Raw genomic sequence first — 25317 nt, 5'->3', positions numbered from 1 at the left:
CTTCCCGTGATCGGGCCGATACGATGTGCTGCTGATGGGCGGCTTTCCCCCGGCTTCTCCGCCGGCAGGTGAGATTACCGTCCCGTGCTGAGTTGGGACGGCCCGGACTGACATGTGCGCGAACTGGGCCCGGCTGGACGCGGTATGGGGCTGTGGGAGACGTACGGGGCGTTCCGTCGGACGGATCCGATGAGCGCTTCTCCGCCATGCCCGGCTGGCCTCACGGCCGGTGCAGCGGCAGGGCGAGGCTGGCCCCGCAGTCGACGACAGCATGGGCGCCTTCGACGGGTTGCTCGGTCAGTTCGCTGGCATACCCACGCCGCTGGCCTACGTCCTCGCGGATCAGCACCGGGTCAGGCGACCCTGTTACCGATCACGGAGATTAACCGGATGCCGTTCTAGTCAAGCTGCGTGCGCCAGTCCAGCCGGTGTCGCACGAACTCTGGATGGGCTTCGCCGACCTCGATGCTGTTCTCATCAAGAGCGTTGGCGATGTGGAAACGACCGGTATCGAAGATGAACCCCAGAGCGAGGGTGCCGTCCGCCATGTCATGACGTGATGATGGCCGCCACTCAAGCAGAGCGACTTCGCGGAGTTCCTGGCCGACGAACGGCTCAAGGCGCTCGTCGGCGTCGGACCACGCTGGCGTCTGCTCGACGTACTCCCAGCCGCTGATCGCGGCCGTCGTGTCGATGGTGTTCCAGCCGATCGACAGCTCATCGAACTTCCAGTGGCAGATCTCCACCTGGATGCCGTCGAAGTGCAAGACGACGGGGCAGTCAGCGAACCAGTCTCCGTCCTCGACGAAACGCACGAGCGCGAACCCCGTCAGCCGCCGGCCACCAAGCGCGGCCAGGCCCGGTCCCTGTTCCTCGCGGACTGGAACCCGGCGCCCCCGCAGCGACATGCGACGGCCCGCCCCAACCGCACCGGGGATATTACGGGCAAGGCCGCGGACTCCATGAACCTGAACAACCCTCTGACGAATCGAGGCTAACGGTCGCAGAGGTCAAGCGCCTGTTCAACGCCGTCACCGACCACACACCGACCCTGGAACAGACTGCTCAGTGGTCAGCCTGGCGACGCCGCCATCAAGCACGTGCCCGCTGGTTCCATCACCGAGCCCGCCTGACCACCGCATATATCCAGCTCAGCTAACGAATGGCGGCTGCCGTACTAGCCAGGAACGTCCATGCGTCCCGGTTCTTTGCGAGCACTCGCGGGCCGGGATAACGCACTGAATCAAAATCCGTTATCGCGGAAGAAGTGCTCCATCAAGTGCCAGAACGACCGGAAGCGGGTGGCATCGAGCTCGTACAAGGAGTCAAAGTACCACGCTTCCCATTCATCGTTCGAGGTGACAATGTACGGGTTGAGCAGATAAACACTACCCTCGACGTTCTCGGAAATGCACAACGTGTGCGGCAGAAAGTCTCCCACCTCAAAGAAATCCCGATCCTGAGGTGCGTCGTAGTCGAAGAAATAGTCGGCGGGCAGTTCCGGGATCGGGGAGTCAGGCGAGGGACCCCATGTGTTCGCGAGGTGCGGATCCACGTCGCGCGTCCACCCGACCTCGGCGATGGGGAGAAGGTGCACACTGGTAAAGGAGTTCACGTCCCAGCCGTTGCTTACCTGGAGGAACTCTCGGTAGCTCGGTGGCAAGCGGCGGCCGAGGCGCTCTTCCTGACGGAGGAGCTCGGCTTCACTGACGGGAGCCGCTCCCAGCCATCCGGTTGGGTGCGGCGAAGATCCCCTACCGTTGTGGAGATCGTGGTCTGTGCCACTCACGACCTGGAGGCGTTCAGCCCATGCGTACCGGGGGGTGTTGGGGCCGTTCATGGAGCGCATTCTACGGCGAGCTGGGATAGATACTGCCGCAAGCGGCCGAAGGGGTGAGGGAGGGCCACAGGGCCCTCCCTCGGATGGATCGGACTGACTACACGATTAGGGCTGGATCAGCCCCCAGAATTCGTTGTCGCCGCCGACGCGGTAGTGTGAGAAGAAGGATCGCAGCACATGACCATGGTCGATATTCTGCTGGTGATCCACGGCGCGTACCGAGAAACGCCCCTTCGCGTGCAAGGCACCTTGGATGGTACTGGCGAACGGATATTCGTCGCAGGAATTGGTTAGGCCTCGAGGCGGGCCGCCGTTGTAATATGGCTCTCCGTGTTTCTCCGGCATGTAGTACTTGCAGTAGTTGGTGCCGACCCCCTTTGGCCAGATCTGCTGACTTGTGGTTCCGGAATCCAAATGTAGCTCTAGATCACTAAAATACTTCCGGTTCGCTGTGTTCATTGTCTTATCGGGGTTGCGTGCCAGGGGCTCGCTATTCGGATCGGCCCAGTTTCCGGCGATGTTCTTGGGACGTTCGTTTCCGAGTTTGTTTCGCGTGGGCGGGTACCCGGGCTGGCTCCAGTCGTGCCCATCCCTCAGGTACGGGAATGTGGTGGCGTTCGTCTCTGGATTCAGCGCCGTCTCGATGTGCTCAATTACTTCAGGGAACAGAGTATCTCGCTTCTTCGACATCGCGAAGACGCGACTGGCGTAGTGGTTGATGCATCCGCCGATATGGATGTCCGCCTTCTGGAATCCGAACTTCTTCCAGTCGCAGCGGAATAGCGGCACCGCGGCCTGATCTCCGTTCTGGGCGTTGATGGTATCGCCCTTCCGGCGCACACGACGGTCGTCGCCGTTTTCGTCCTTAACGATCTGACTCCACAAATAGAACCTCATCGGGACGTCCGGCCGCTCAGGATCGTCGAAGATTTCGACCTGCGGCTCGATCTAGCACCAGTTGTTCTTCGTCGGATCGTCAGGCGGCATCGCCCGAACGATGTACTGGGAGTCGGGCTTCGCATACCACTCGGAGACGTCCTTGGTCTGGTCGGTGCCACTTCGCACCTTGCAGTCCGTCCCTGCGGTGGTGGCCGCGACGCAGATCAGGGTGGCCGCGGCCCAATGGATGAGGAGATAGGCCCAGATCTCCTGGCGCACCAGGTCGGGAGTGCGGGACCGTAGAATCCGGCCTGGCCCGCGCAGGTGCGTCTTCAGCTGGTCGATGCCGGTTTCCGCTTCCCAGCGATCATGGTAGCAATGGGCCAGATCCTCAGCAGTGGCCTCGGCCGGATCGAGGATGCTGGTAATCAGCCGGATGTGGTCGCCTTTACGGTCGGGCACGGTGTAGTCGACCACCCGAACGATCACCGCTCGGTCGGGGTCGAGGGGCCGGCCCTGGCGGGCGTCTTCACGCAGCCGGGCCTTCTGCGACTTGTGCAGGCCGACCACGGGGTTGGTGATGACCGCGAGCCAGGATCCGTCCTCCAGGTCGCGCAGCCAGTCCGGGCGGAGCCCGGCCTGCACCCGCCACAGCAACTGGGCGCCGCTACGGCGGGCCTGACCCCAGGCGTAGAAGCTGTAGAAGCCGCGATCGGCGAGCAGCAGCATGTCCTCCTCCAGCCGCTCGTACAGGGAGTAGGCCAAGGTCTGTTCACCGTCCCAGCAGCCCGACACGTCCGCCGCGACGATTGCGTGACTGGCGCACTCGCTGATGGCCACGACCCGGGCCTGCGCAAATGCGGTCTCATACCCGCCCGCGCTGTCCTTGGGGAATTCTTCGGGGTTCGCCGGAGTATCGGGCAGGTCGAGCACGAATCCGTCGATCGCCATCAGCCGCCGACGGCCGAGCCACGCACCCGCCGTCGTCGCGGAGGCGGCGGGGCGGGCCACACGCTCGAACACCTCCTTGACCGGCTCGGCGCCCAAGCGCTGCCTGGCCTGAGTCACCGCCCCTCGCGTCGGCGGCTCCCACCGCGAGCCCGGCACGAACGCGAGCATCCCGGTCAGCTTCTCGGCGAGCTCCTCGTAGTCATCGTCAGGAAACAGACACAATGCGATCAGGAGATAGACGACCATGTGCGCGGGCAGCTTGCGAACCCGACGCTCCCGGCACTCGTGTGTGGCAATGGCCCCGTCCAGGACCTGGCGGGGGATCAGCGCTGTCAACGCGCCGACCGCCACCAGATCCGTCAACCGACCCGGACCGCCCAACACACCACTCAAGATCACCAAGCGACGCTACCAGCAAGATCGCTGACTAAACGGCATTGGGGAGGCCTACACCTGCCTCTTTGGAGGGACGCGCGTGCAGAAGATGCTCCCCGCCGCGGAGCGGCTTGTCCGGCTCATGTTGCTACTCCCATCCGACCCCCGCGAGCCACTGTGGGAGAGCGCGGCCGACGACTGCGGAGATCTCCCCACCGTCAGGTCGATCCGCGGATGGGTCGGCGACACCGCCAAGATGTGGCCTGAAGGCGCCCCCCGTACCCTGGCTGAGATGGTCCTCATCGCGTTCGCCAACCCCAAGGAGACCACCCTTCGCCTGCTGTCGCAAGTGGTCGCCCCAACTACCTCCAGCAGCCACATTGGGACCGGTGTCGGTGCCGCGTGGGCCGCTCGCGCCTGCGAGACCGCCATCGACGTCCTGGCCGAGGTCGACTCGTTGGAGGAGGTATTGGAGCGGGCGAAGACCGACTGGAGTTTGGACTCCTGACGCCGAGACCACGCACTCGGTCGGGTCAGTCAGTCGCGGCAGTGCAGCCTCGGCGCCTCGGTGAGGACCTGGTGTGCCAAGGTGCGATGTAAGGGCGGCGCCGTCGACGTCATCGTCTGGCAGACCCGCCACCGCCCGGCGGCTTCCCCGCCTGTGGCAACTGGCGCCCGATGACACGGACCTGCAACGAAGCGATCATCTGTGGCATGTGTGTAGCCCATTGCCGAACCGTCCACGAGCGAGGACGGGTGAGTACGTCACTTAACTACATGGCGCGTTGGGCCGGCCGGCTCCGCGCTGCCCAACTGCCCAGTCGCACCGTTTCGTGGGCTTTCAGGTGCTGTCGGGGTTGGTGAGGTCGTCACGGGCGATGACAACACGGCTAGCCTTGCCGGTCTTACTGGCGGTGGTGGCCAGCGGCAGGCCGCGGACGTGGATGAAATACACATCATGCGACCAGCGGGGGCTTCTGGCGGGCTTCTTGCAGGTCCGCCGGAAGCGCGTCTTGCGTCCTTAGTGCTTATTTTGCGAACGATGATCTTGCGCGAGAAGCCGCTGTGAGGGCGACGGTCCCGAAGGCGTACTACATCAGCGGACGCGTCGTCGGTCGGCAGAGGTCGTGCTCGGGGGTGATTTGGGCGGAGGTCTCCTTGTTTAGGAGGTGAGGGCGAGACGCAGCGCCTCGCGAGGTCGCTCCGGAGCCTCGCGCCACCGGGCCGCCACAAAACCGTCTGGCCTGATGAGCACCGCCCCGTCCGTCACGCCGAACCGGTCCGCCGGTCGTCATCCCCGCCGGGCTGGGGCTCCGCCACCTCACCCCGCTGATCGTCATCGCCGTGCACGGCCCGTTGGCGGTCGGAGAGCTGGCCCGGCACTTGGCGCTCAACCCGGCCTGACCAGCCAGCTTGTCAATGAGCTGTCCCGGGGCGGCCTGGTGGCGCGCCAGGAGGATGAGGTGGACCGTCGCCGCACGCTGCTGACGATCCACCCCGACCACCGAGAGGCCGTGGTCACGCTGGTCCAGCGGCAGCTCCAGCCGGTGCACGCCGCCCTGGCGGCGCTCTCAGGCCAAGAGCGCGAGCACTTCATGCGCGGCTGGCGCGTCCTGGTCGAGGCGATGGAGACGGCCTGAAGTGGGCCGCCTCGCGAAGCCAAAACGGCAGGTCAAAGTAGACCCGGCCGCCCGCAGCGAGGATCTTGGCCACGTCGTCCACCGGCGGGTGAATGTGCTGGCCGGTGGACAACGCTTGATATCCGCGCCCGGTCAGCCGGGAGGTGGCGCGGGTCCCCTCGGGAGGTTTCGGTCCCGAGCCGCAGACCCTGTCCGTCGCGGTCGGCGCTGACGATCGTCCGGTGGTCGCGCGGATGGACAGCAGAACCGGCGCGGTCCACGTGGTCTCGTGCGAGGACCCCGCCTGCGCGCGCCCGCGCGTCACCCGGCCGGTGGCGCCCCAGACGATCGAGCCGACCCAGTACAGCCCGCGTCACGCCGTGGCGGTGGCGGTGCGCTCGGACGGCCGGACGGTGCTGGCGTATCGGGACATTCGGGATTCGGCGATCAAGTATGTCGATTGCCGTACCCGGGACTGCGCGCAGTACGTCACGGTCACGCTGTCCGGTGAGTCGTACGCACCGCCGGTGCCGGTGATTGATCGGGCGGGGCGCGTCCTGGTGGCCTACCAGGAGGCCCGCCGCCCGTACGTCATGCTCGCCACCTGCGCGGATGGCCATTGCGCTCGTACCGCGGTGAGCGGGATGCGCAAACGGGCCTGGCGACGGCCTGGCCATGACGCTCGACCGGGAGGGACGGCCGGTGATCGTCTGGACGGACGACAACGGCTCGTACTTCTCCGACAGCAAATGGTCGCTGATGGCCACCACACCGCTCAATCTCACCCCGTGAAACCCGTCACCGCATCATGCGTTTGGCCGACAGGCTCTTGAGCGGTAAGGCAAGTCCAAGCGCCGCTGAGGGGACGATGGGTATGGTGGGCCGGTAGGCTCGGTGCGTGCTCGTACGCCCCGTCATGCGCCGTCAGAACCCGGCATTGCCTGACACGCAAAACGCATTGAGGTGGCACGAAACGTCACCCAACGGCACGGCGCGACACTAAAGGATCTTGCTTCTAATCTGATGGCCGCTGTGCTCGTAAATCCGATGCTACGTTGTCAAGACGAGTCGAGATGATGCTTGATCTAGTTTTTGTGTTCGACGGCGTTGGTGGGCAACGCTTGGCTTATCGAAACGTGGCGCATTGCCAATGATTTACGAAACATGTGCGGAACTCTCTGTCCCTTGTCTCGACGGGGTCGGCCCAAGGATCCTGGGGCATCGACCGCCTAATCCGATGGCCACGTGTTCGAATCCCGCAGGATAGCTCGCACTCATGATGCTGACCTCGAGTAACGTGAGGCTGAGCCCTGGGCGGAATGAAGTTCTAGGGTCATGGTGCTCCATGCGTGCTCGCCTGCTCCAGACGCCCTCAGAGTGATCAACATCGCCGCGTCTTTCTCCCAAGGATGGCCTCGTATTCACAGGAGAAATCGCAGTGACAATGCCTGCGGCCGGATGCTGACCCCCCGGCCCCAGCGCGGACGCGGCGTTCAGCAACAGTGAGGCTTTACATCCCCTGGTGGCGGGTTGCTGGTCACAGCATGATCGCGAGCCTGGTGTTCGCCTGACGACGTAAGAAACCCCTGGTAGATGGATTGATCACCACAACCAGATCCGTCACAGCCAGGGGCCTCGGATGCTTTTCTATCGCGCCGCCGTCGATTTGTCGCGTTCAACGCTGAACTACGTCGCCGGAGTGATCCGCCGGCACCGCAAGGCGATCGGATCGGCCTGGCGGCTGCTCAACCCGGGGCAGCAGGCGCTGCGCAAAGCGAAGCGGGACGGGCTGCACTACCTGGTGCTCGACGGCACGTTGATCCGCACCGACCGGATCGCCGCAGACCGTCCGTACTTCTCCGGCAAGCGCCGGGTGCACGGCATGAACGTGCAGGTCATCGCCTCACCGAACGGCGCCATCCTCTGGACCTCCGGAGCACTGCCCGGAAAAGCCCACGACCTGATCGCCGCCCGGATCTGGGGCATCCTGCGCGCACTGGAGCAGGCCGGGATCATCACCCTGGCCGACACGGCGTATCAGGGAGCCGAAGGCCCGGTCCGCACTCCGTACAAGGGCAAGAACAAGCCCGAATCCCAGAAGCAGGCCAACCGCGCCCACGCCAAGCTTCGGGGTCCCGGTGAACGGGCGAACGCCCAGCTGAAGAGCTGGAAGATCCTTCGCAAGCTACGCTGCAGCCCCAGCAAGGCCGGCCACCTGTGCAAGGCCATCGCTGTCCTTCAGAATCACCGAGCTGGGCAGGCAGCGTGAGGATGAAAAGCATTCAATAATGGCCTTTGTCGCTCGTCGCTTGACTGCTGTTTGGTCTGGTCAGAACGACGTTCGTGGTGAGTGCGAGCGCGAGGTGCTTCCGCTTCGGATGCGAGTGTTCTGGAACGTTTGAATCGTGGCCTCAAGCTTCCACTCGGGCAATCGGGGATGTGGTGGGCCGAGCTTAGCGGTCGTATAGGCTGCCTCTACATATGTTCTACATTTCGGCAGTCGACACAGATGTGATGCATATCACACAGGCGGGCCCCGTCTGGCGTATTGAGTTGGTTGACATGGAGTTGGTCTCGCTGTGAATCGCGAAGGCAACATTCCGTAATACTCATTGTCGATATTTAGGTATTGACCATGTGGTGATCGTCGATCACGATCCAAACGATCGTCTTTATCAAGTCCTTATGGCACAAACTCGGCCCTATTCTCGGGGTCTGCGTCAGCGTGCCTTGAAGAGGTGGCGACATGCGGGTCTGGCGGCGGTTACGGACGATGGTGCTGGTCATCGCGGTGGCGATGGCGGTGTTGATTTCCGGGTTGGGGGTGCCGGACAACCTCGTGGTTCCGGCGGCGGCGTCGGTGGAGGGGCCGGATCCGGAGACGTCGGTGGACGGTCGTCCGGTGGCGAAGGAGAAGGTGGCCAAGGGGGCGGAGGAGTCCCAGCCGCAGGTCGAGCGTAAGGAGCCGGTGTGGCCGCAGCCGGGTACCGCTGAGGTGGATCCTGGCGCGAAGGCGGTTGCGGCGGGCGGGCTGCCGGTCCGGATCTCCGAGGTCAAGGGCGCCGCCGACGTCGGCACGGTGAAGGTGGAGACGCTGCCTGCCGACACCGTACGGAAGCTCGGCGGAGTGGGCATCGCCGCCCGGCTGACCGGCCAGAGCGCCGGGAAGGTGCGGGCAGAGTTCTCGTACGCGGGCTTCCGTGACGCCTACGGCGGCAACTTCGCCACCCGTCTGCAGGTGCTCCGTGTGCCGGCGTGTGCGCTGACGATCCCGCGCCCGCGCGATTGCGTGGTGCGGCCGCAGCAGGTGAAGGCGCACAACGACATCAAGACCGGCACGCTGACCGCCGACATCGACACCGACCCCGCGTCCGGCAAGGCGGCCCCGTTGACGCCGTCGAAGAGCCAGACCGGCAAGGACACCAAGGCGGCCGACGCCCGCGCGGCGCAGGCGTTCACGTCCGGCTCGGTGTACGTGCTGGCGGCCGGCATGACCGGCCCGGACGGCAACTTCGGCGCCACCGACCTGAAGCCGTCGGGCACCTGGCAAGCGGGCACCTCGGGCGGTGGGTTCTCCTACGACTACCCCCTGCCGGAGGCACCGTCGCCGGTGGGCAACGGGCCGAACCTGTCGCTGCAGTACGACGCCTCCTCCGTGGACGGCGAAGGCAACTGGACCAACAACCAGTCCGGCGTGACCGGGATCGGCTGGAACCTGTCGGCCGGGTTCATCGAGCGCAAGTACCGCCGCTGTACGGCCCGGAACGAGTACGACCCCGACACCGCCGAACTGATCTGGTACGCCGACGAGAACGGCCCCTACGCTTCGGCAGTGTGCTGGGAGTCGCCGGATGAGCTGGCGACCGATGTCACCAAGGATTACACGCAGTCGGAGCTGGTGCTGAACCTGGCCGGCCGCTCGGCCTCCATCGTCAAGGACCGCACCAGCGGATTGTGGAAGACGGTGCCGGACTTCGGCTGGAAGATCGAGCAACTGACCGGCGGCGCCGACGGGCTGGAGTACTGGAAGGTCACCTCCTCCGACGGGCAGGTGCACCGCTTCGGCTACACCAAGGACGCCCAGTGGCAGCTGCAGTACATCGGCAACCAGCGGGGCGAGCCGTGCTCTGACCGGTACTTCAACGACATGATCCCGCCCACCTGCGCGGGTGTGTGGCGGTGGAACCTGGACCAGTCGATCGACGCCAACGAGAACGTCATCGACTACACCTACGAACGCGAGACCAACTACTTCTGCATGCCCGGCTGCGATTATGAGGTCTACCGGGCGCTGCCGTACGACCGGGGCGGTTTCCTCAAGCAGATCAGTTACGGCCACAACACCCAGGTGAGCGGGAGCACGCCGACCTCGCGGATGACGTTCACCACCTCCGACCGCGGCGGCCTGGACGTGCCGACCGACCTGACCTGCGGTCCCACGTGCACCACCAACGACGCGATCGCCTTCTACTCCACTCGCAAGCTTGATTCGATCCTCACCGAATCCAAGAACCCCACCAGCGGGGCGTGGGAGCCGGACACGCGTACCGACTTCCGCTACCGGTGGGTCTACACCCGGACCGACTTCGGCCCCGCCTATGACCCGGTGCTGTGGCTGGACAGCGTGCAGCAGACCGGCCTGGCCGGCACGACGTCGCAGAAGCTGCCACCGGTGAGCTTCGACGCCACCATGGTCGCGGGCCGGATGGACTACGACAACTGGTCGGACTGGACCGACTTCCTGTCCTGGCGCATGGTGCCCCGGGTGGCCGGGATCGGCAACGGGATGGGCGGCCGGATCGAGGTCACCTACGGCCAGGCCGACCCGTGCGGCGGCGGCAAGGGCCGCGACGGCACCAGCTACTTACCCGACGGCACCGGCGACTGCTACAAGGTCGACTACGACTACAACGAGGAGACCGGCTACGAGAGCTGGGGCCGCTTCTTCAAACAGCTCGCGATGAAGGTGGTCGAGCGTGACCTGGTCGGCGGCTCGCCCGACATGGTCACCAGCTACGACTACCTCGGCGGGCCGCGCTGGACCAACCCGCTCTTCTTCGCCCAGCCCGATCTGGCCCCCAGCGGCAGCGACTGGCGCGGCTACGGCACCGTCCGCACCACCCGCGGCTCCGGCAGCGATCCGAACGGCTACACCGTCACCTCCGACACCTTCTACCGCGGCATCGACGGCGCCACCATCACCACCTTCGAGGGCACCACCGCCACCGACTCCCTCGCCCTGCAAGGCCAGCTGCTGCAGGAGCAGACCTGGAAGTTGACCGCCACCGACCCGCGCGCCTACACCGAGGCCGAATCCACCCGCTACGAATACCAGGTCGCCTCCACCGGCACCGGCCCCGGCGTCCTGGACCCGGCCTTCGTCCACCGCACCCGCGAACGCACCCGCGAACTGGTCACCGGCGGCACCTGGCGCTGGAGCGACCAGCGCACTCTCTACAACGGCGACGGCCAGCCCATCACGGTCAACGACTACGGCGACACCTCCATCGCCACCGACAACACCTGCACCAGCATTACGTACGCCCGCAACCCGGCCAACGGCATCACCAGCCTGCCCTCAGTGGCCGAGAAGCGCTCCGGCGACAGCTGCACCAGCGGCACGCTGATCGGCAAGTCCATCACCTTGTATGACGGCGGCACCGACCCGGCCACCAACACCCCTTCCGACGGCAACGTCACCGAGACGCGTTCCTACGCCAGTGCGACGTCGATCTCGGTCACCAAGGGCACCTTCGACGACTACGGCCGCCCGCTGACTGCCACCGATGCCATGGGCAAGGTCACCACCACCACCTACCAGCCTGCGATGGGATGGCCGTACCAGGGAGTCACGGTCACCAACCCGCTCGGCCACACCGTCACCACCACGTCCTCGCACCGCAATGGCCTACCCACCAAGCTCGTCGACGCCAACAACAAGACCACTGAAGTCGGCTACGACGCACTCGGACGGGCGTCGGCGCTTTGGGAGCCCGGTCAGCCACGCAGCACCCCGACCGCGACCGTCGCCTACGACATTCCCTTTGACGGCAACCTTGGCCAGCCCACCGCTCCGGCCAAGACCACGCTGCGCAAACTGCTGCGCGGCACGACATACTTGTCCACCTACAGCTACGAGGACGGCTTCGGCCGGTCGCGTGAAACCCAGACCGATTCGCCGGCCGGTGGCCGCGTGGTCCTGGTGACCGCCTACGACACTCGCGGCCTCCAGGCGGCGTCCTCCCAACCGGTGCACAACACGGGAGCCCCCGGCAGCGGCTTGCTGAACCCGTCATTGACCGCGCTCCCGTCGTGGACCAAGACCGTCTACGACAGCATGGAACGCCCGACTGCGGTCATCGACTACCACCTGGCCACCGAGTTTCGCCGCACTACGACCGCCTACCCCGGCCTGGACCGGATCGAGGTCGCTCCGCCGGTCGGTGGTAAGACCGTCACCGTCTCCGACGTCTTCGACCGCACCGTAAAGACTGAGGAGTGGAAGGACGGCACCACTCACCACGACACCACCTACAGCTACAACGCGGCCGGCAACCTCTCAAAGATCACCGATGCCAACGGCAACGGCCGCACGTTTGCGTACGACTGGCTCAGCCGCCGCACGGCGGCTACCGACCCCGACGCCGGGTCGTCCTCGTACGGCTACGACGCCGCAGGCCGGCCGTCATGGACCATTGACGGCAACGGCGGCAAGGTCTCCACTGTCTACGATGATCTGGGCAGGCGCGTCAGCCAATGGTCAGGCGAGCCGCAGACGGGAACCAGGCTCGCTGAATGGACTTATGACTCCATTGCCAAGGGGCATCCCACGGCCGCCATTCGCTACTCCGGCTCCAGCGCCTATGTCGATGCCATCACCTCGTACGACAACTCCTACCGGGCGACCGGCACCAAGCTGAGCATCCCGGCCACCGAGGGGGCGTTGGAGGGCGAGTACGAGTTCACCGCGAGCTACGACGCGGCCGGCAACCTGATCCGCCAGGGCATGCCCGGCAAGGGCGATCTGGCATCCGAGACGCTCACCTTCGGCTACACCGATCTCGGGCTGGTCAAGGACCTCACCTCCGACTACGGCGGTGGCACCACCTACGTCAAGGAAACGGTCTTCTCTGCCACCGCGCGGCTCAACGAGCGCTCCTACGGGGCCAACTCCCAGGTCAAGCGCACCTACACCTGGGACGAGGGCACTGGCTGGCTCAGCCGTCTCACCACGACCTCCGGCTCGCAGATCGCCCAGGACGACACCTTCACCTACAACAAGGGCGGCCAGCTCACCCGCATCCAGGACACCCCGGCCGGTCAGTACGAGTGCTTCGGATACGACGGCCTCGACCGTCTGACCACCGCCTTCACCACCGCCAGTGCCACGTGCACGGGCGGTGACGGCCAGGGCATCGACCCGTACAACCAGTCATTCACCTACGACCCGGTCGGCAACCTCCAGACCGTCACCGACAACGGTGTCACCTCCACCTACGGCTACCCGACACCGGGCGCGTCCGCGACCCGGCCCAATGCCGTCACCTCCATCACCCGCCCCGGCCGCACCGACACCTATGGCTACGATGCCGCCGGTCAGCTCGTCGCCCGCACGGTCGACGGCAAGCAGTCCACGTTCACCTGGAACGCCCTGGGGCAGATGGACAAGGCCGTCGTCAACGGCGCCGAGACGTCGATGGTCTACGACGCCGAAGGCGAGCGGCTCATTCGCCGCGACCCCGACGGCTCCTCCACCCTCTACCTCGGCGGCATGGAGGTACGTGCGACCGGTGGCATCGCCAAGGCCACCCGCTATTACTCCGGTCCTGACGGCGCCGTGGTCGCGATGCGGACCTCGGGCGGCATCCAGTGGCTGGCCTCGGGCATGCATGGGTCCACTCAGCTCGCCGTGAACGACAGCACAGGTCAGGTCTCCCGCGAGCGTTACCTTCCCTACGGGCAGCGGCGCGGAGGCGATGATCTGCCCTTTACCGACAGGGGTTTCCTCGGCAAGGTCGAGGACTCGGCCACCGGCCTGAATTACCTGTCGGCCCGTTACTACGACCCTGCGATCGCCAAGTTCGTGTCCACGGACCCGCTCCTGGACTTGACCAAACCGCAATGGACCAATCCCTACTCCTACGCCGGCAACAATCCCGTGGGCGCCTCCGACCCCACGGGATTGAAAGTGATCGACGACGCGGGCTCCGCTGACGCGTGTGCCAAGCCCAAGAGCGTCGCATGCAAGGCCAAGCGCAAGCAGGAGGCGGACGCCGCCGTGCGCGCCGCCCAGGACGAAGTGCAACGGCAGCTCAAGGCGCTCATCGACGCCGTCCTGGGCATCGCGAAGATCGCGGCCGACGAACTCGGCATCACCGCCGGAATCAAGTGCTTCACCACCGGAGACCTGGGAGCCTGCGGAGAGACCGCACTCAACATCCTCGGCTCGCTGGCAGGCGGCCTCGCCGGCAAGCTCGCGGCGAAGTACGCCCTGCCCTGGAAGTGGAAGAAGGCCTATGAGCTAGGCAAACGCGTCTGGAAGCATGCCGGCGACGCCATCAGCGCCTTCAAGAACTGGCTCGCGGCGAAGGACAAACTCAAGATCGCCGAGCGAGTCAGGGAAGCGGCGACCAAGGAATTAGGCGACTGCAACAGCTTCGTTCCCGGCACCTTGGTCGTGATGGCTGACGGAAGCACCAAGCCGATCGAAGACGTCGACGTGGGCGATCATGTCCTGGCGACCGATCCGGAAACGGGCGAAAGGTCGGCCCAGCCCGTGCTGGCGCGTATCACCGGCGAGGGCGCCAAGAACCTGGTGCGGATCTCAGTCCGGACCGAGGACGGCTCGGGAGTGGTGATCGCGACCGCCGAACACCCGTTCTGGGTGGAGGATCTGAAGGCATGGGTGGGCGCCACCCGGCTGTCGCCAGGCATGTGGCTCAAGACCGGAGCCGGTACGCACGTCCAGGTCGCGGCGGTCGCCAAGTGGACCAGCGCTAAGCAGGACGTCTACAACCTCACCGTCGCGGGCCCGCACACCTACCACGTGGCGGCGGCGAGCACCGACGTCCTGGTTCACAACGACAACCCGTCGTGCGATCTCGCGGCGGCGATGAAGCGGGCCCTGGCGAAAAAGGCCGGGTTCAGCGGGGTGGGCGAGCGGCTGCTCGTCGACGAGAACCTCTCTCCCGGCCTGGCCGCCTTCCTGCGAAAGCAGGGATTCGACGCCCGGAGTGTCCAGGAGATGGGCCTCAAGGGCGCGAAGGACCCGGAACTCGCTCGGCTCGCCGAGCAACTCGGCGCGAAGGTGGTGACTCGGGATCGCGGGCGGCAAATGGATGGCGGTTTCGGACGGAACGCGATCCAGATAAACTCGAAGATCAGTAGTTTCGCGGCGATCCTGAGGATCATCACCGGCAAATGACAGGCATTCCCGGCCACGCCGGCCCGAACTCAGCCGAGCTTTCCGCGATCCACCGGCGGTGGATCGCGGAGCGGCATCGGCGTACCGAGGATCCCGATTATCGGGAGCAGTGGTACTACGAGCAGTGCGGCAGTTGCCGGTTCTGGTTGCCGCTTTCCGGGGAACTGGGCAGAGACTACGGCGCGTGCGCGAACCCGGCTTCACCCTTCGACGGCCAGGTCCGTTTCGAGCATGACGGGTGTGAGGCGTTCCAGGAGGCGGGAGCCTGGTCCACGCCGGAGGACCATGAGGCTCACCGGCGGTGGAGGCTGTACCTGCACGCTCTGGACGATATGGACGAGCGCGGCCTGGCGTTGCTCCGCGATGCCCTCGCTGATGAGCCCGACCGGGGGATGGCGCTGGCCGTGGTTCTGCGTGCGCTGGAGGCGGTGGGCGCGAGCGAGCGGCAGGAGTGGATCGAGCTCGTGCCGCCGGGGGAGGACCGGGAGCATACTGAGGCACGGGTAAGAGACCTCGACTTCTTGGCGGGCGGACCGACCGGTGTGCCCGACGATTGGTCGGACTGGATGCAACAACGGTTGGCGGCGACAAGTTCGGACCTCGCGATGCTGGACATCCTCGCCCAAGCGGGGCGCACAAAACGCGTCAGGCGGATGGCCGCCGAGCGCAGGCAGGCGATGGGAGGTCCATGATCTCTCCAGTAGAGCGGCAACTGTCGAGCTCTTCTGCCGTAACCTCGGGTGCGGCGCCCAGGAGCTTCGGGTCGCTGTCCTGCATCACCATCGGCCGGGTCCGCCTGCCGCCTCGGACGCGGTGCTGACGCGGAGTGCGGGCGGTCTTACTGTAGGTGCTTGGGTGGGATCATCTCCCGCTACACAGGTTGAATTCGTAGAGTCGGCCATGGGCCTGCCGGGGTCTCGAGGGTGAGCAGGTGCGGCCGATACTGGATCTTCTTGAGCTTGCGCTTGACGACGCGGACGAGGCCGGTCAGGTCGGCGACGAGGAGGTTGGTTAACCCCCGGCGGAGCGAAGATCAGACGCCCTCGACGGGGTTCAGTTTTTGGGGCGTAGGTCGGGAGTCGGATGATGCGCACGAAAGGCATCATCGACGGCCCACATCGTTAGCCGGAGACGAGGTGGACCTGGTGAACGGCCATGCCACGGTCACCAGAACCGTGGCGACGACAACGCCTGCGGGCGAGCACGTTGTTTGCGGCTACTGTGAGGACGATCCGAACGCCTGTACCGCCCGCCCCCGCAAGGCGGATCACAGCCGGATCAGGTCGGCGACCTCCTCGGGCAGGCCGGGCGAAGTCATGACATGGCCCATTCCGGATACGACGTGCAGTACCGCGCCCGGAATCGCGGCCGCCAGGGCCTCGCCGTGACCGAGCAGATAGACCGGATCCTGGTCGCCGTGCACGATCGAGGTCGGAGCAGTGATCGACGACAGCGGGGCGAGCAGGTCAGGGGCGTCCGTCCACGCGGCCCGGCTATGGTTGGCAGCGGTCGCCGGGTCGGTAGCCCGCGACAGCGCCAGCTCCAGCAACGTCCGGGCGGCCGGCTCGTCGAACGGCCGAACCGGCCCGTTGAAGACCCGGAACAAGGCCACGTTGGACTCCACTCCCGGCGGCAGCCCGGCGGCCCTATGCGCGAGAAACGCCGGCGACGGCGGCGGTAGATCATCCGGGTCGGCCGGCTCCCCGGCCAGCGCCCGTGCCCACACCGGCCTCAGATCATGCCCCATCGGCGAGCTGGACATCACCGTCAAAGACCGGACCCGGTCCGGCGCGTGCACCCCCAACCACTGCGCGATCATGCCGCCCATGGAAGTTCCCAGCCACATGAGCGGAGCCCAGTCCATAACCGTGTGGGGCTCAATAATAGGACTTTGACCTGCGGATTCTCGGTGGTTTCAGCTGGCGATCTGGTACTCGTTGATGAGGCCGAGGATGCCTCTGCGGTGTACTCGTTGGTTGGTCAGGTCGATGAGGGCGGGCGGTCCGGTTGCGGCTTGCGTTGGGGACAGCACGCGCCTGATGCAGGTCGCCGACTAGCTGTAACGCGAGAGCCAGGCGAGAGACGGCCTGGGCCAGAGCCAACTTGGATCCGGTCACGTAGTGGTGGTTCAGCGCTTCTGCGATGGCGAGCTGGGTGTGCGGCAGGGCATTGTCCGGCAGTATGGCGTCCAGCTCCGCGAGCTGCCCGACCGGCAGTCCGCCGGCGCGGATGCGCGCGGCCAGGTGCCGGTCCAACGCGGAGCGGGCGGAACTGGCCGCGGCGGTCAGCGCCGCGAAGGTGACCAGGCGGGGATGTTCGTCCAGGAGGCGGCGAACCAGTCTGCGGCCTCGGGATAGGTGTGGGCGGCGCGGGCCAGCGTCTGCAGCGCCCATCCGGCGCGACCGTCGGACAGGCCGTGCAAGAGGGCGGGCCGCAGTGCGGGCTCGTGACGCAGTTCGGTGACGATGAGGTGGTCGTTGAGCAGGTCGGGAGCTACCCGCACACGCCCCGGCATGGTGATCATCGTTTGTGGCCGGTGCCGACGCTTACGGCGCGTGAGCTTCCGTAGAGACGGCGCACCCAGTCGGTGATGGCCGCCCGGCGTTCAGCGCTGCTGCCGGCCAGTTCCGGAATGCGGCGCAAAATCGCGACGGTGTCGTCGCGGTTGGCCGGGCACAGCAGGCACACCAGAGCGACGACCCGGCGGGCGAGCAGGTCAGTCAGGTCGGCCACGCCGGTGCCGGGCACGTGGCGGGTGGCCCGCCACCAGGCGGCCTCGTGGTCCACCAGAGCGTCCATCACCTGCGGCAGCGGCGTCAGCGTCCAGGAGCGGCGCGTGCCATCGCGGGGGTCGGGAAACCCGGCGGGGTCGAGCACGCTCAGCAGGGCTTGCGCCATCAGGTACACCAGTGGCTGGGTGGTGTCGGGTCTCCACCCGGCGGAGGGCGGCGGCGGGGTGGGCCGGTCCATCGCGGTCGCGAAGGCTTGGGTGGCTTCGGAGAACCAGCGACGCCAGTCCTCGAGCTCGCCGAGCAGCCCGAGTTCGAGGGTGGCGCACTGTTCCAGCAGGCCCTTGTCGCCGGTATCGACCCGTTCGGTGAGGACGTTGATTGCGGCGATGTCGCGTTCGATCAGCAGCAGCCGGATCGGCGTGCTGTCGCCGGAGCCGCCCCTGGTGAAACGTCGGCGACGTGGCCGACGGCCAGAGGGTCCAGGCTGCGCCCGCTGGTGGCTGGCCAGGGTGCGCAGCAGATCGATGATGTCCGGGCGGGAGGCCGCACTGTCGATGAGGACCAGGGCGGGATCGCCGCAATGGGCTGCGGTGGCGACGATCGCCGCGCCGGCGTTGTCGGCGAGCCAGCCGCGAGCCCAGGCGTCAGGGCGCCGGGGGTCGGCGTTCTGGGCGTCGGCGAAGCGAGGGCCAGGGCGGTCTTGCCCACGCCGGCAATGCCGGTGATGACCAGTATCGCCGGGGCCTGCTCGTCGTGGAGTCAGGCGTTCATGAGAGCCAGCTGGGACTTCCGGCCGCGTAGCGGCATGGGCGACCAGCGGCCATCGAGCAGTTCGCCGATGCTGCCGTTCCGGGAGGCTCCGGGGTGGTGCAGGGTTTCGAGGAGCCGCTCCCGCTCAGCGCGCTGGATGCGGCGCTGCTGGGCGGTGGCGATGTGTGCACCACCGAACAACGCCCTGACGCCGCCCGCGGCGCCGCCGGCCGCCGCGGGCCAGCCGCCTTGGGTGTACCCGGCGATGCCGCCGCGGCCAGGCTCGCCCAGGGCGCGAACCACCAGCGCCGCCTGCGCTGTCCGTGGCGGGGCTTTCGAGCGCCTTTCGATGACAAGACATCACGCCGGTGTGCCCCGCTTCGCCATGATGGCCTCTTTCGCCCCGCCCTCACGCTCTCACCGCGGGCATGCCCCCGCCGCCTCGGCGATCGCGCCTCCGAAAAGCACACGCGCAGCAGGCGGCGAAGGTCTACCCAGCGCAGTCGATTTGGCACCGAAATGTAAGTGAACTCAGGACACTCGGCCCGTGACCAATTCGCCGATCTGCTGTCCACACACCGACCCGCACACTCGGCACCGAACACCCGCACACGCCGACCACCGGCACCAACTCGCCTACCGGATCGGGCAAGCCGGAAAGCCAGCCGCTGCCCGGGACGACCTCGTACAACGACTCACCGCCCCCACAGCGCCAGGGAAACCGCACGTTGGGGCGCAGATCAATGTTGGTGGCCGCGCATCGTAATGACACCTGGCGCCGATGAACGCAGAACAACGTCAGGAGCGGAGCGGAGACCGTCCCCGCCATGATGGGCATGCTTGGCCAGGTCAATAGGCGGCAGACCATGCACGCTGCCAAAGGTGTGCGTCGGTTTGCCGGAATTCCTGCGCTTCGCAAGAATCTCGGGGCAGCCCGGCGGCAGTGGCCCGGGCCCTGGGATGCCGTCCTCGCCAGCCGGTCCCAGTACGGTCTCGCGGGCGATCTGCAGGCGCTCCCGGGTCCGCTCGGCGGCGTCGAGCTCCCGCACCCGGCTGCGTGGGAAACTGCTGGGGTGACCGCACGACGTATCGCCTACCAGGGCGAGCCCGGCTCGAACTCCCACATGGTGTGCAAGCACCACTACCCCGACTGGCAAACGGTGCCGTGCGCGTCCTTCGAGGATGTGTTCGCGGTGGTGCAGAATGGGGAGGCCGAGCTGGCGATGATCCCGATCGACAACTCGATCGCCGGCCGGGTAGCCGACATCCACCACTTCCTGCCGACCTCGGACCTGTACATCATCGGCGAGCACTTCCTGCGCATCCAGTTCAACCTGATGGCGCCGCCGGGTGCGACCCTGGACACGATCAAGGCGGTGCACAGCCATGTGCATGCCCTCGGACAGTGCCGCCGGATCATCCGTGAGCACGACCTGGTGCCGGTGATCGCCGGTGACACCGCCGGCGCTGCTCGCGAGGTGGCTGAGGCGGGCGATCCGACCCAGGCGGCGATTGCGCCGCCGCTCGCGGCGGAGATCTACGGCCTGCACATCCTCGCCCGCGACGTCGAGGACGAGGAGCACAACACCACCCGGTTCGTGGTGCTCAGTCCGGACTTCGTGCAGGCACCGCGCGGCGAGGGCCCGGTGGTCACCTCGTTCGTCTTCAACGTCCGCAACCTGCCGGCCGCGCTCTACAAGGCTCTCGGCGGGTTCGCGACCAACGGCATCAACATGACCAAGCTGGAGAGCTACATGGTCGGCGGCCACTTCGCCGCAACCCAGTTCCTCGCCGAGGTTGACGGGCACCCCGAGGACCCCGGCCTGAAGAACGCGCTGGAGGAGTTGGCGTTCTTCACCACAGACGTGAAGATCCTCGGGGTCTACCCGGCCGACCCGTCCCGCACCTACTGAGTCTCGAGACGGGGAGCCAGGGCATGTCACGGGGCCGCTGCGACCGCAGTAAATCCGGCATTTGCCCCGGGGGCGGGGCGGTCATACCGAGGCCAGCAGCTAGCACCTTTCAAGAAGCAACGGGTTCCCACGCAAGTTCGCACGGATGTCCTGGCAGACCGCGCGCCGCCGGGCGTCCGACCACGGCCCCTGCCCATAGCTGATCGCGCAGGGGTGCGGGATCCGGACGGGATGGCGCGAGGTCCAGGCCCGCTCGGTGCTCTGGCACCGATCCGGCTCACAACGCCACAACGCCAGCCCGGCCGCGCCAAACAGGCCGGCCAGGGTATTAGTGCCCATCGCCCGCTGCGCGGCCAGCACCACCCGCGCCGCCGCTTCGGCATCCTCGACCGGATCGGCGTGCAGGTACTCGGGAAATCCCACGCTCTGGAACAGCCCAGCCTCCGGGAACACCACCCTGGCCAGGTCGAGCAGGCGGTAGCGGTGCTCGCCCGCGCTGCGCTTGGGCCACACCCGCCTGGCCAGAGTCAGCGAGCAGGCGAAGGTGAGCGTGGGCCAGGGCGCCCCGACATCGTCACAGCCCCGCCGGATCGAGCGACATTGCGCCTGCCGAAAACTCCATCCATGCAGTTCAAGCCGCAGGTGAGTATTCGTGGAGGACGCCGCCGAGTCGGTCTCGTCGGCGTATGTTCAGGTCGATGATTCGTTCGGGGTCTGTGATCGGGTCTGGGGTGGGACGCAGTGGGGCTGCTTGGTTCATGGCTTGATGTGCTCGGTGCTGGTTGTAGAAGCGTTCGTACTCACGCAGGGCGTGCCGAAGATGGCGTTCGTTCCATACGAGGCAGCGGTCGAAAAGCTCGTGACGGCACGACTGCACCCACCGCTCCATGATCGAGTTCATCCGCGGCATCCGAATACCGGTGAGCACCGTCTGGATACTGGCCTCAGCGAGGACCTCGTCCATGAGCGCCAGGAACTTCCCATCCCGATCTCGGAGCAGAAAGCGCGCCCGGCAGCCCGCATCGTCCAGGTCCACCACCAGGTTCCTTATCGCCTGGAGAACCCGGTTCGCCCTCGGGTGAGCCGTGGTGCCGAGCAGGCGCACCCGTCGGGTGGCGTGCTCGATGACGGGCAGGACGTACTGGCGCTGGCCGTTAAGGCTAACGGTCTCGATGAAATCGCAATTCAGTAGGGCGTCAGCTTGCGAGCGTAGAAAGTCGGCCCAGGTAGTAGATGTCCGTTCGGGTGCTGGATCGAGGCATTCCTGCTTGAGGATCTCCCAGATGGTGGAGGTGCGACCTTGATGCCGAGCGTGGTGAGGTCACCGTGGACCCGCCGATATCCCCAGCCGGGGTTCTCTCTAACCAGGCGCAGGATGAGGGCGCGGATGGAGTGGACGGTGGGCGGGCGCCCGTGCCGCTTCGGCCGGCAGGTATGGGCGTGACGCCGTTTCATCAGATCGCGGTGCCAGCGCAGGACGGTGTCCGGTCGGACGAGGAGCCGCAGTCGGCGCAGGATCTCGCGGGGCAGCGAGGTCAGGAGGGCGGCGAGAAAGGTTCGGTCCTCGGGGGCGAATCTGACTCTGGTGTCGGCGCCGAGTTGGCGTTCAAGGACGGTGATCTGGTGACGCAGGGCGAGGATCTCGACGTCCTTGTCCCGACCGCTCGTGGGCAGCAACCGCAGTGCGGCGAAAGTGTTCGTGATGGTGAGGTAGGCCAGGCGAAGGAGCACGGCCGATCATCATGCCGCACGCGTTTGCCACTCCTAGTGGCCGAGCTCGCGCACGCCACGCGAAGCCCTCACATGGCCATGACCTGGGCGGAGCTCTACGTTCGATGGGTAGTCCGCCCAAGCGGCGCAGTGTGCCGACCGTCTTTCCCTGGTCGGTGCGAGTAGTCGACCAATGGGTGAACGAGTTTCGTGACCTGTTCCCGACATCCCGTAGGGGGACTGCCCTCTGGCCGAGCGAGCGCTCGCCGCGCGTGCAGCTGGATCCTCTGGGCGCCAGGTTCGCCGAGTACCGTGAGGCGGCGGGTCTGCCGCCGGAGATCGGCCTGCATTGCCTGCGGCACTCCTACGTCACTCACCTCATTGAGGGCGGTTACGACCCGTTATTTGTCCAGTACCAGGTTGGGGAAGTCCTTGGACCCCGTCGGTGGCCGTTGGCCAGAGCACAACATTCACTGCGGGTCTCAATGAACGGAAGAGGAACGGAAGAGGAACGGAAGAACGGTGTCGTAACTTCCTTCTGTCCGGGCTCTACCCACGTCTTCTGCGCAATGAGTTGATCTGCCGTCGTTCTTCGACATGCTGAACGCCAGTACGTCGCGCCCGGTCGAAGCCACTACCAGCGACGACAACTCAAAGGTCGGTAAGTGCGGCTGGAGTATTGCGGCACCGTACGTGTTTCATGCCCATGTTCCAGAGTGGCACCTGCATCACGCGGTACATGTCATATTCCATGACTTCGCGAAGGAGAAGAGTGTCAGCATTCAGTCGCGGGCCCATTCGACGACGAGTTACCGGTGTGATCGCAATGGCGCTCGTGCCGTTGATGGTGGCGGTCGGGGTGGCCTGGGCCGCCACCACCGACAATATGTTCCCGACCCTGCAGACCGGCAGTAACTGCTGGCTCGGCATGGGCCATTATCCGTGTCAGACCGACAACCGCGAGGTCTATTTCTACATGGACAGCAGCGGCGAATACAAACTGGAGTCCGAAGACCGGTCGGTGGTGAACGCCGCCATTGACGGAGAGTACCGTCCCACGGCTTTAGCCTTCCACTACGACTCGTCGCCGGTGTTCGAGGGGAGCGGAGAGACCGACATCATCTACCAGGAGGGCTCGACCGGCCTCCCGGACAGTGTGGCCGGTAGGACGTGGTGCAATGCGGACGGCGACCGGCCGTACAACTGCGATCAGCAGTACATTCGCATTCGGGGCGCCGGGGCTTACCACTACGCGAGAGTGTGCCATGAGACCGGGCACGCCGTCGGCCTGCAGCACGGCGACAACGCCAGCCCCCGGCTCAGCAAGACCGATTCCCGCCTCGGCTGTCTGGTGACCCCTTCCACCGGCCATAACGACCTTGGCGCCAATAACCGGGAGAACATCAATGGCGCTTATTAGGAGGGCCTCGGTGAAGCGTTTTGCGTATATCGCAACCGGTATCGGAGCTGCCGCGGCTCTCGCCGTCGCGGGAGTCGCCACTGTAAATGCCGCCGATGGTGCACCCGCGCCGCGCCGGATCGTGATGGCCGAAGGAGACGACCGCCTGCCCAGCATCACGGCCACGGACTGGGTGACGTACGCCGACCATGTGGTTGTCGTCAACGCCACCTCCGAGCAGACGATCCCGCCCGCCCAGATCGAAATCGAGCGAGGGGAAGGATTGATCGGGCGGAAGGTGAATCTGGAGGTCAAGGAAGTGCTGTGGTCGCGGGAGGACGCGGCCCAAACGGCCCCGAAGGGGTGGGAGTACAACGCGTCCGGTTGGACCTTCACCGAGGGGAACCTGAACAGTCCGACCGTGACGGCCATATACGATCGGCCGCGTATCGAGCCAGGGCACCAGTACATCCTGGCCATCGCCTGGGAAGGGCCGCACTGCGCCGAGGACGACGCTCCGGAGCCCGCGAAGTGGATGGGGCTCGGTGAGGGTTCGGAGTTGCCTTTCGACGGCGACGTCATCGGCCAGGGAGAGATGGAGGGCCGTGCGCAGAGCGTCGCCGAGGCGCGCACGCTGGCGGCCGACGCCGGTCCGGACGCCGGGCTGGAAGAGGAAATGGCAGGCAACAGCGCGGACGCCCTCGCCGCCAAGCTGAAGGCGACCCCGCCTGGGGAAAGGCAGCAGTTCGGACCGTCGCCGACGGCCGCCTGCGGCTGACCACGACGGGCCCTTGTTAGCCTCGGGCCTTCGCGGTGAATTTCGCGCGGGTTGATCGACTCCACGAGAAAAGTGCTTCTGAGCTGGGAGGGTCGGGCTTGTCTAGAGTTCTGTCCACGCCAGATCAAGAAGCACTTTCCACGTGAAGACCATCACCGCGTCCGCCGACGGCACCGGGCTGCTGCCCCACGCCGGAAGCCTGCTGCTGCTCAAAACCCTGCACGTCACCGGGCTGGACCAGGCACTGTCGGCGCAACTGGAGCGCTGGCGGCCCGAGCGGGCGGTGCACGACCCCGGCAAGATCGTGGCCGGCCTGGCCATCGCCCTCGGCGGGGACTGCCTGGCAGACATCGCCCTGCTGCGCGCCCAGCCCGAGCTGTTCGGCCCCATACCCTCCGACCCGACCGTCTCCCGCCTGATCGACCGGCTCGCCCGCGACGAGGTCAAAGCGCTCAAAGCCCTGCGCGCCGCCCGCTCCCTCGCCCGCCAGAGCGCCTGGGAACTGGCCGCAACCGCGGCGCCGGGCAGCGACGGCGAGCTGATCCCGCTCGACCTGGACGCCACCATCGTCATCGCCCACTCCGACAAACAACACGCCGCCCCGACCTGGAAACACACCTTCGGCTTCCACCCATTGATGACGGTCTTCGCCGACCACGGCCCAGGCGGCTCCGGCCAACCCTTGGCCATCGTGCTACGACCGGGCAACGCCGGCTCCAACACCGCCGCCGACCACATCGAGGCCACCCGCCACGCGCTGGCCCAGCTGCCCAAGCACCGTCGGCGGCAGGTGCTCATCCGCACCGACTCGGGCGGCGGCACGCACGAGTTCCTAGCCTGGCTCACCAAACCGGCCCGCCGGCTGTCGTACTCGATCGGGTTCCCCCTCACCGAGGAGGTGCAGCAGGCCGTCCTGCGCCTGCCCGGTTGAACGGGCCGGTGTACGC

At 66.3% G+C, this 25317-nt stretch carries 19 protein-coding genes and 1 pseudogene; 9 read left to right on the top strand and 11 right to left on the bottom strand.

Annotated elements, in window-relative coordinates; genetic code table 11:
• Positions 1-398 precede the first annotated feature (398 nt).
• The 4 genes from ABZX61_RS35500 to ABZX61_RS35485 all read right to left on the bottom strand — a co-directional run bounded on the left by ABZX61_RS35500 (position 399) and on the right by ABZX61_RS35485 (position 4069).
• On the bottom strand, positions 399-815 hold the full coding sequence (locus tag ABZX61_RS35500) for a hypothetical protein (RefSeq protein ID WP_355200449.1): 417 nt from the start codon (positions 813-815) through the stop codon (positions 399-401).
• A gap of 428 nt (positions 816-1243) precedes the next feature.
• Positions 1244-1840, bottom strand: a complete 597-nt coding sequence (locus ABZX61_RS35495; protein ID WP_185087774.1) for an SMI1/KNR4 family protein — start codon at positions 1838-1840, stop codon at positions 1244-1246.
• Between the two features lie 105 nt (positions 1841-1945).
• Positions 1946-2737 carry a NucA/NucB deoxyribonuclease domain-containing protein gene (locus tag ABZX61_RS35490; RefSeq protein ID WP_355200448.1) on the bottom strand — a complete coding sequence of 264 codons (792 nt, stop codon included), beginning with the start codon at positions 2735-2737 and terminating at the stop codon, positions 1946-1948.
• A 51-nt stretch (positions 2738-2788) separates the two neighbouring features.
• Positions 2789-4069, bottom strand: a complete 1281-nt coding sequence (locus ABZX61_RS35485) for an IS4 family transposase (protein WP_355200447.1) — start codon at positions 4067-4069, stop codon at positions 2789-2791.
• Between the two features lie 76 nt (positions 4070-4145).
• Between ABZX61_RS35485 and ABZX61_RS35480 the strand changes: the two genes are divergently transcribed.
• The 5 genes from ABZX61_RS35480 (at position 4146) to ABZX61_RS35460 (ending at position 15780) form a co-directional block, all read left to right on the top strand.
• Positions 4146-4553, top strand: a complete 408-nt coding sequence (locus tag ABZX61_RS35480; protein WP_355200446.1) for a hypothetical protein — start codon at positions 4146-4148, stop codon at positions 4551-4553.
• A 955-nt stretch (positions 4554-5508) separates the two neighbouring features.
• On the top strand, positions 5509-5685 hold the full coding sequence (locus ABZX61_RS35475; RefSeq protein ID WP_355200445.1) for a hypothetical protein: 177 nt from the start codon (positions 5509-5511) through the stop codon (positions 5683-5685).
• 1618 nt (positions 5686-7303) lie between these two features.
• Positions 7304-7933 (top strand): transposase family protein, encoded by a 630-nt coding sequence (locus ABZX61_RS35470; RefSeq protein ID WP_355200444.1) that lies wholly within the window; start codon positions 7304-7306, stop codon positions 7931-7933.
• 477 nt (positions 7934-8410) lie between these two features.
• The gene (locus ABZX61_RS35465) at positions 8411-15088 is read left to right on the top strand and encodes a DUF5615 family PIN-like protein (protein ID WP_355200443.1); all 6678 of its coding nucleotides are present in this window, start codon (positions 8411-8413) and stop codon (positions 15086-15088) included.
• Positions 15085-15780, top strand: a complete 696-nt coding sequence (locus ABZX61_RS35460; protein WP_355200442.1) for a DUF3027 domain-containing protein — start codon at positions 15085-15087, stop codon at positions 15778-15780. Before ABZX61_RS35465 ends, ABZX61_RS35460 begins: the two co-directional genes overlap by 4 nt.
• Positions 15781-16355: 575 nt before the next feature.
• On the opposite strand, the gene ABZX61_RS35455 is transcribed toward ABZX61_RS35460, so the two are convergent.
• From ABZX61_RS35455 to ABZX61_RS35440, 4 genes are all read right to left on the bottom strand, one after another.
• Positions 16356-16934 (bottom strand): alpha/beta fold hydrolase, encoded by a 579-nt coding sequence (locus ABZX61_RS35455; RefSeq protein ID WP_355200570.1) that lies wholly within the window; start codon positions 16932-16934, stop codon positions 16356-16358.
• A 438-nt stretch (positions 16935-17372) separates the two neighbouring features.
• Positions 17373-17603, bottom strand: coding sequence for a hypothetical protein (locus ABZX61_RS35450; protein WP_355200441.1), 231 nt, complete (start codon positions 17601-17603; stop codon positions 17373-17375).
• A 5-nt stretch (positions 17604-17608) separates the two neighbouring features.
• On the bottom strand, positions 17609-17986 hold the full coding sequence (locus tag ABZX61_RS35445; protein ID WP_355200440.1) for a hypothetical protein: 378 nt from the start codon (positions 17984-17986) through the stop codon (positions 17609-17611).
• A gap of 593 nt (positions 17987-18579) precedes the next feature.
• Entirely contained in the window at positions 18580-18873 is a 294-nt protein-coding gene (locus ABZX61_RS35440) for a hypothetical protein (protein WP_355200439.1), read from the bottom strand.
• Between the two features lie 524 nt (positions 18874-19397).
• Here ABZX61_RS35440 and ABZX61_RS35435 point away from each other — a divergent pair.
• Positions 19398-20483, top strand: coding sequence for a prephenate dehydratase (locus tag ABZX61_RS35435; RefSeq protein WP_355200438.1), 1086 nt, complete (start codon positions 19398-19400; stop codon positions 20481-20483).
• 99 nt (positions 20484-20582) lie between these two features.
• Here the strand turns inward: ABZX61_RS35435 and ABZX61_RS35430 are convergent, their stop codons facing one another.
• The 3 genes from ABZX61_RS35430 to ABZX61_RS35420 form a co-directional block, all read right to left on the bottom strand.
• Positions 20583-20996, bottom strand: a complete 414-nt coding sequence (locus ABZX61_RS35430; protein ID WP_355200437.1) for a hypothetical protein — start codon at positions 20994-20996, stop codon at positions 20583-20585.
• 118 nt (positions 20997-21114) lie between these two features.
• Positions 21115-21372 carry a hypothetical protein gene (locus ABZX61_RS35425; RefSeq protein ID WP_355200568.1) on the bottom strand — a complete coding sequence of 86 codons (258 nt, stop codon included), beginning with the start codon at positions 21370-21372 and terminating at the stop codon, positions 21115-21117.
• A gap of 296 nt (positions 21373-21668) precedes the next feature.
• A complete protein-coding gene (locus tag ABZX61_RS35420) occupies positions 21669-22214 on the bottom strand; it encodes a hypothetical protein (protein ID WP_355200436.1) in 546 nt (181 codons plus the stop codon).
• Positions 22215-23010: 796 nt separating this feature from the next.
• Here ABZX61_RS35420 and ABZX61_RS35415 point away from each other — a divergent pair.
• The 3 genes and pseudogenes from ABZX61_RS35415 to ABZX61_RS35405 all read left to right on the top strand — a co-directional run.
• Entirely contained in the window at positions 23011-23613 is a 603-nt protein-coding gene (locus ABZX61_RS35415; protein WP_355200435.1) for a hypothetical protein, read from the top strand.
• 10 nt (positions 23614-23623) lie between these two features.
• Positions 23624-24370 carry a hypothetical protein gene (locus ABZX61_RS35410; RefSeq protein WP_355200434.1) on the top strand — a complete coding sequence of 249 codons (747 nt, stop codon included), beginning with the start codon at positions 23624-23626 and terminating at the stop codon, positions 24368-24370.
• A 178-nt stretch (positions 24371-24548) separates the two neighbouring features.
• Positions 24549-25271: pseudogene (locus ABZX61_RS35405) on the top strand (transposase); the annotation flags it as partial.
• Positions 25272-25317 lie beyond the last annotated feature (46 nt).

The organism is Nonomuraea sp. NPDC003709 (genome assembly GCF_040610775.1).
In the GTDB taxonomy this organism is placed as follows: domain Bacteria; phylum Actinomycetota; class Actinomycetes; order Streptosporangiales; family Streptosporangiaceae; genus Nonomuraea; species Nonomuraea angiospora_A.
Note: the sequence above shows the minus strand (reverse complement) of the source record. Positions and strands in the feature narration are given on the sequence as shown.

Excerpts from the sequence above, each read along its gene's own strand:
- ABZX61_RS35495 (WP_185087774.1), bottom strand. The coding sequence starts at position 1,840 with ATGAACGGCCCCAACACCCCCCGGTACGCATGGGCTGAACGCCTCCAG.
- ABZX61_RS35490 (WP_355200448.1), bottom strand. The coding sequence starts at position 2,737 with ATGAGGTTCTATTTGTGGAGTCAGATCGTTAAGGACGAAAACGGCGAC.
- ABZX61_RS35470 (WP_355200444.1), top strand. The coding sequence starts at position 7,304 with ATGCTTTTCTATCGCGCCGCCGTCGATTTGTCGCGTTCAACGCTGAAC.
- ABZX61_RS35465 (WP_355200443.1), top strand. The coding sequence starts at position 8,411 with ATGCGGGTCTGGCGGCGGTTACGGACGATGGTGCTGGTCATCGCGGTG.
- ABZX61_RS35460 (WP_355200442.1), top strand. The coding sequence starts at position 15,085 with ATGACAGGCATTCCCGGCCACGCCGGCCCGAACTCAGCCGAGCTTTCC.
- ABZX61_RS35455 (WP_355200570.1), bottom strand. The coding sequence starts at position 16,934 with ATGTGGCTGGGAACTTCCATGGGCGGCATGATCGCGCAGTGGTTGGGG.
- ABZX61_RS35450 (WP_355200441.1), bottom strand. The coding sequence starts at position 17,603 with ATGCCGGGGCGTGTGCGGGTAGCTCCCGACCTGCTCAACGACCACCTC.
- ABZX61_RS35445 (WP_355200440.1), bottom strand. The coding sequence starts at position 17,986 with ATGGCGCAAGCCCTGCTGAGCGTGCTCGACCCCGCCGGGTTTCCCGAC.
- ABZX61_RS35435 (WP_355200438.1), top strand. The coding sequence starts at position 19,398 with ATGATGGGCATGCTTGGCCAGGTCAATAGGCGGCAGACCATGCACGCT.
- ABZX61_RS35425 (WP_355200568.1), bottom strand. The coding sequence starts at position 21,372 with ATGGAGCGGTGGGTGCAGTCGTGCCGTCACGAGCTTTTCGACCGCTGC.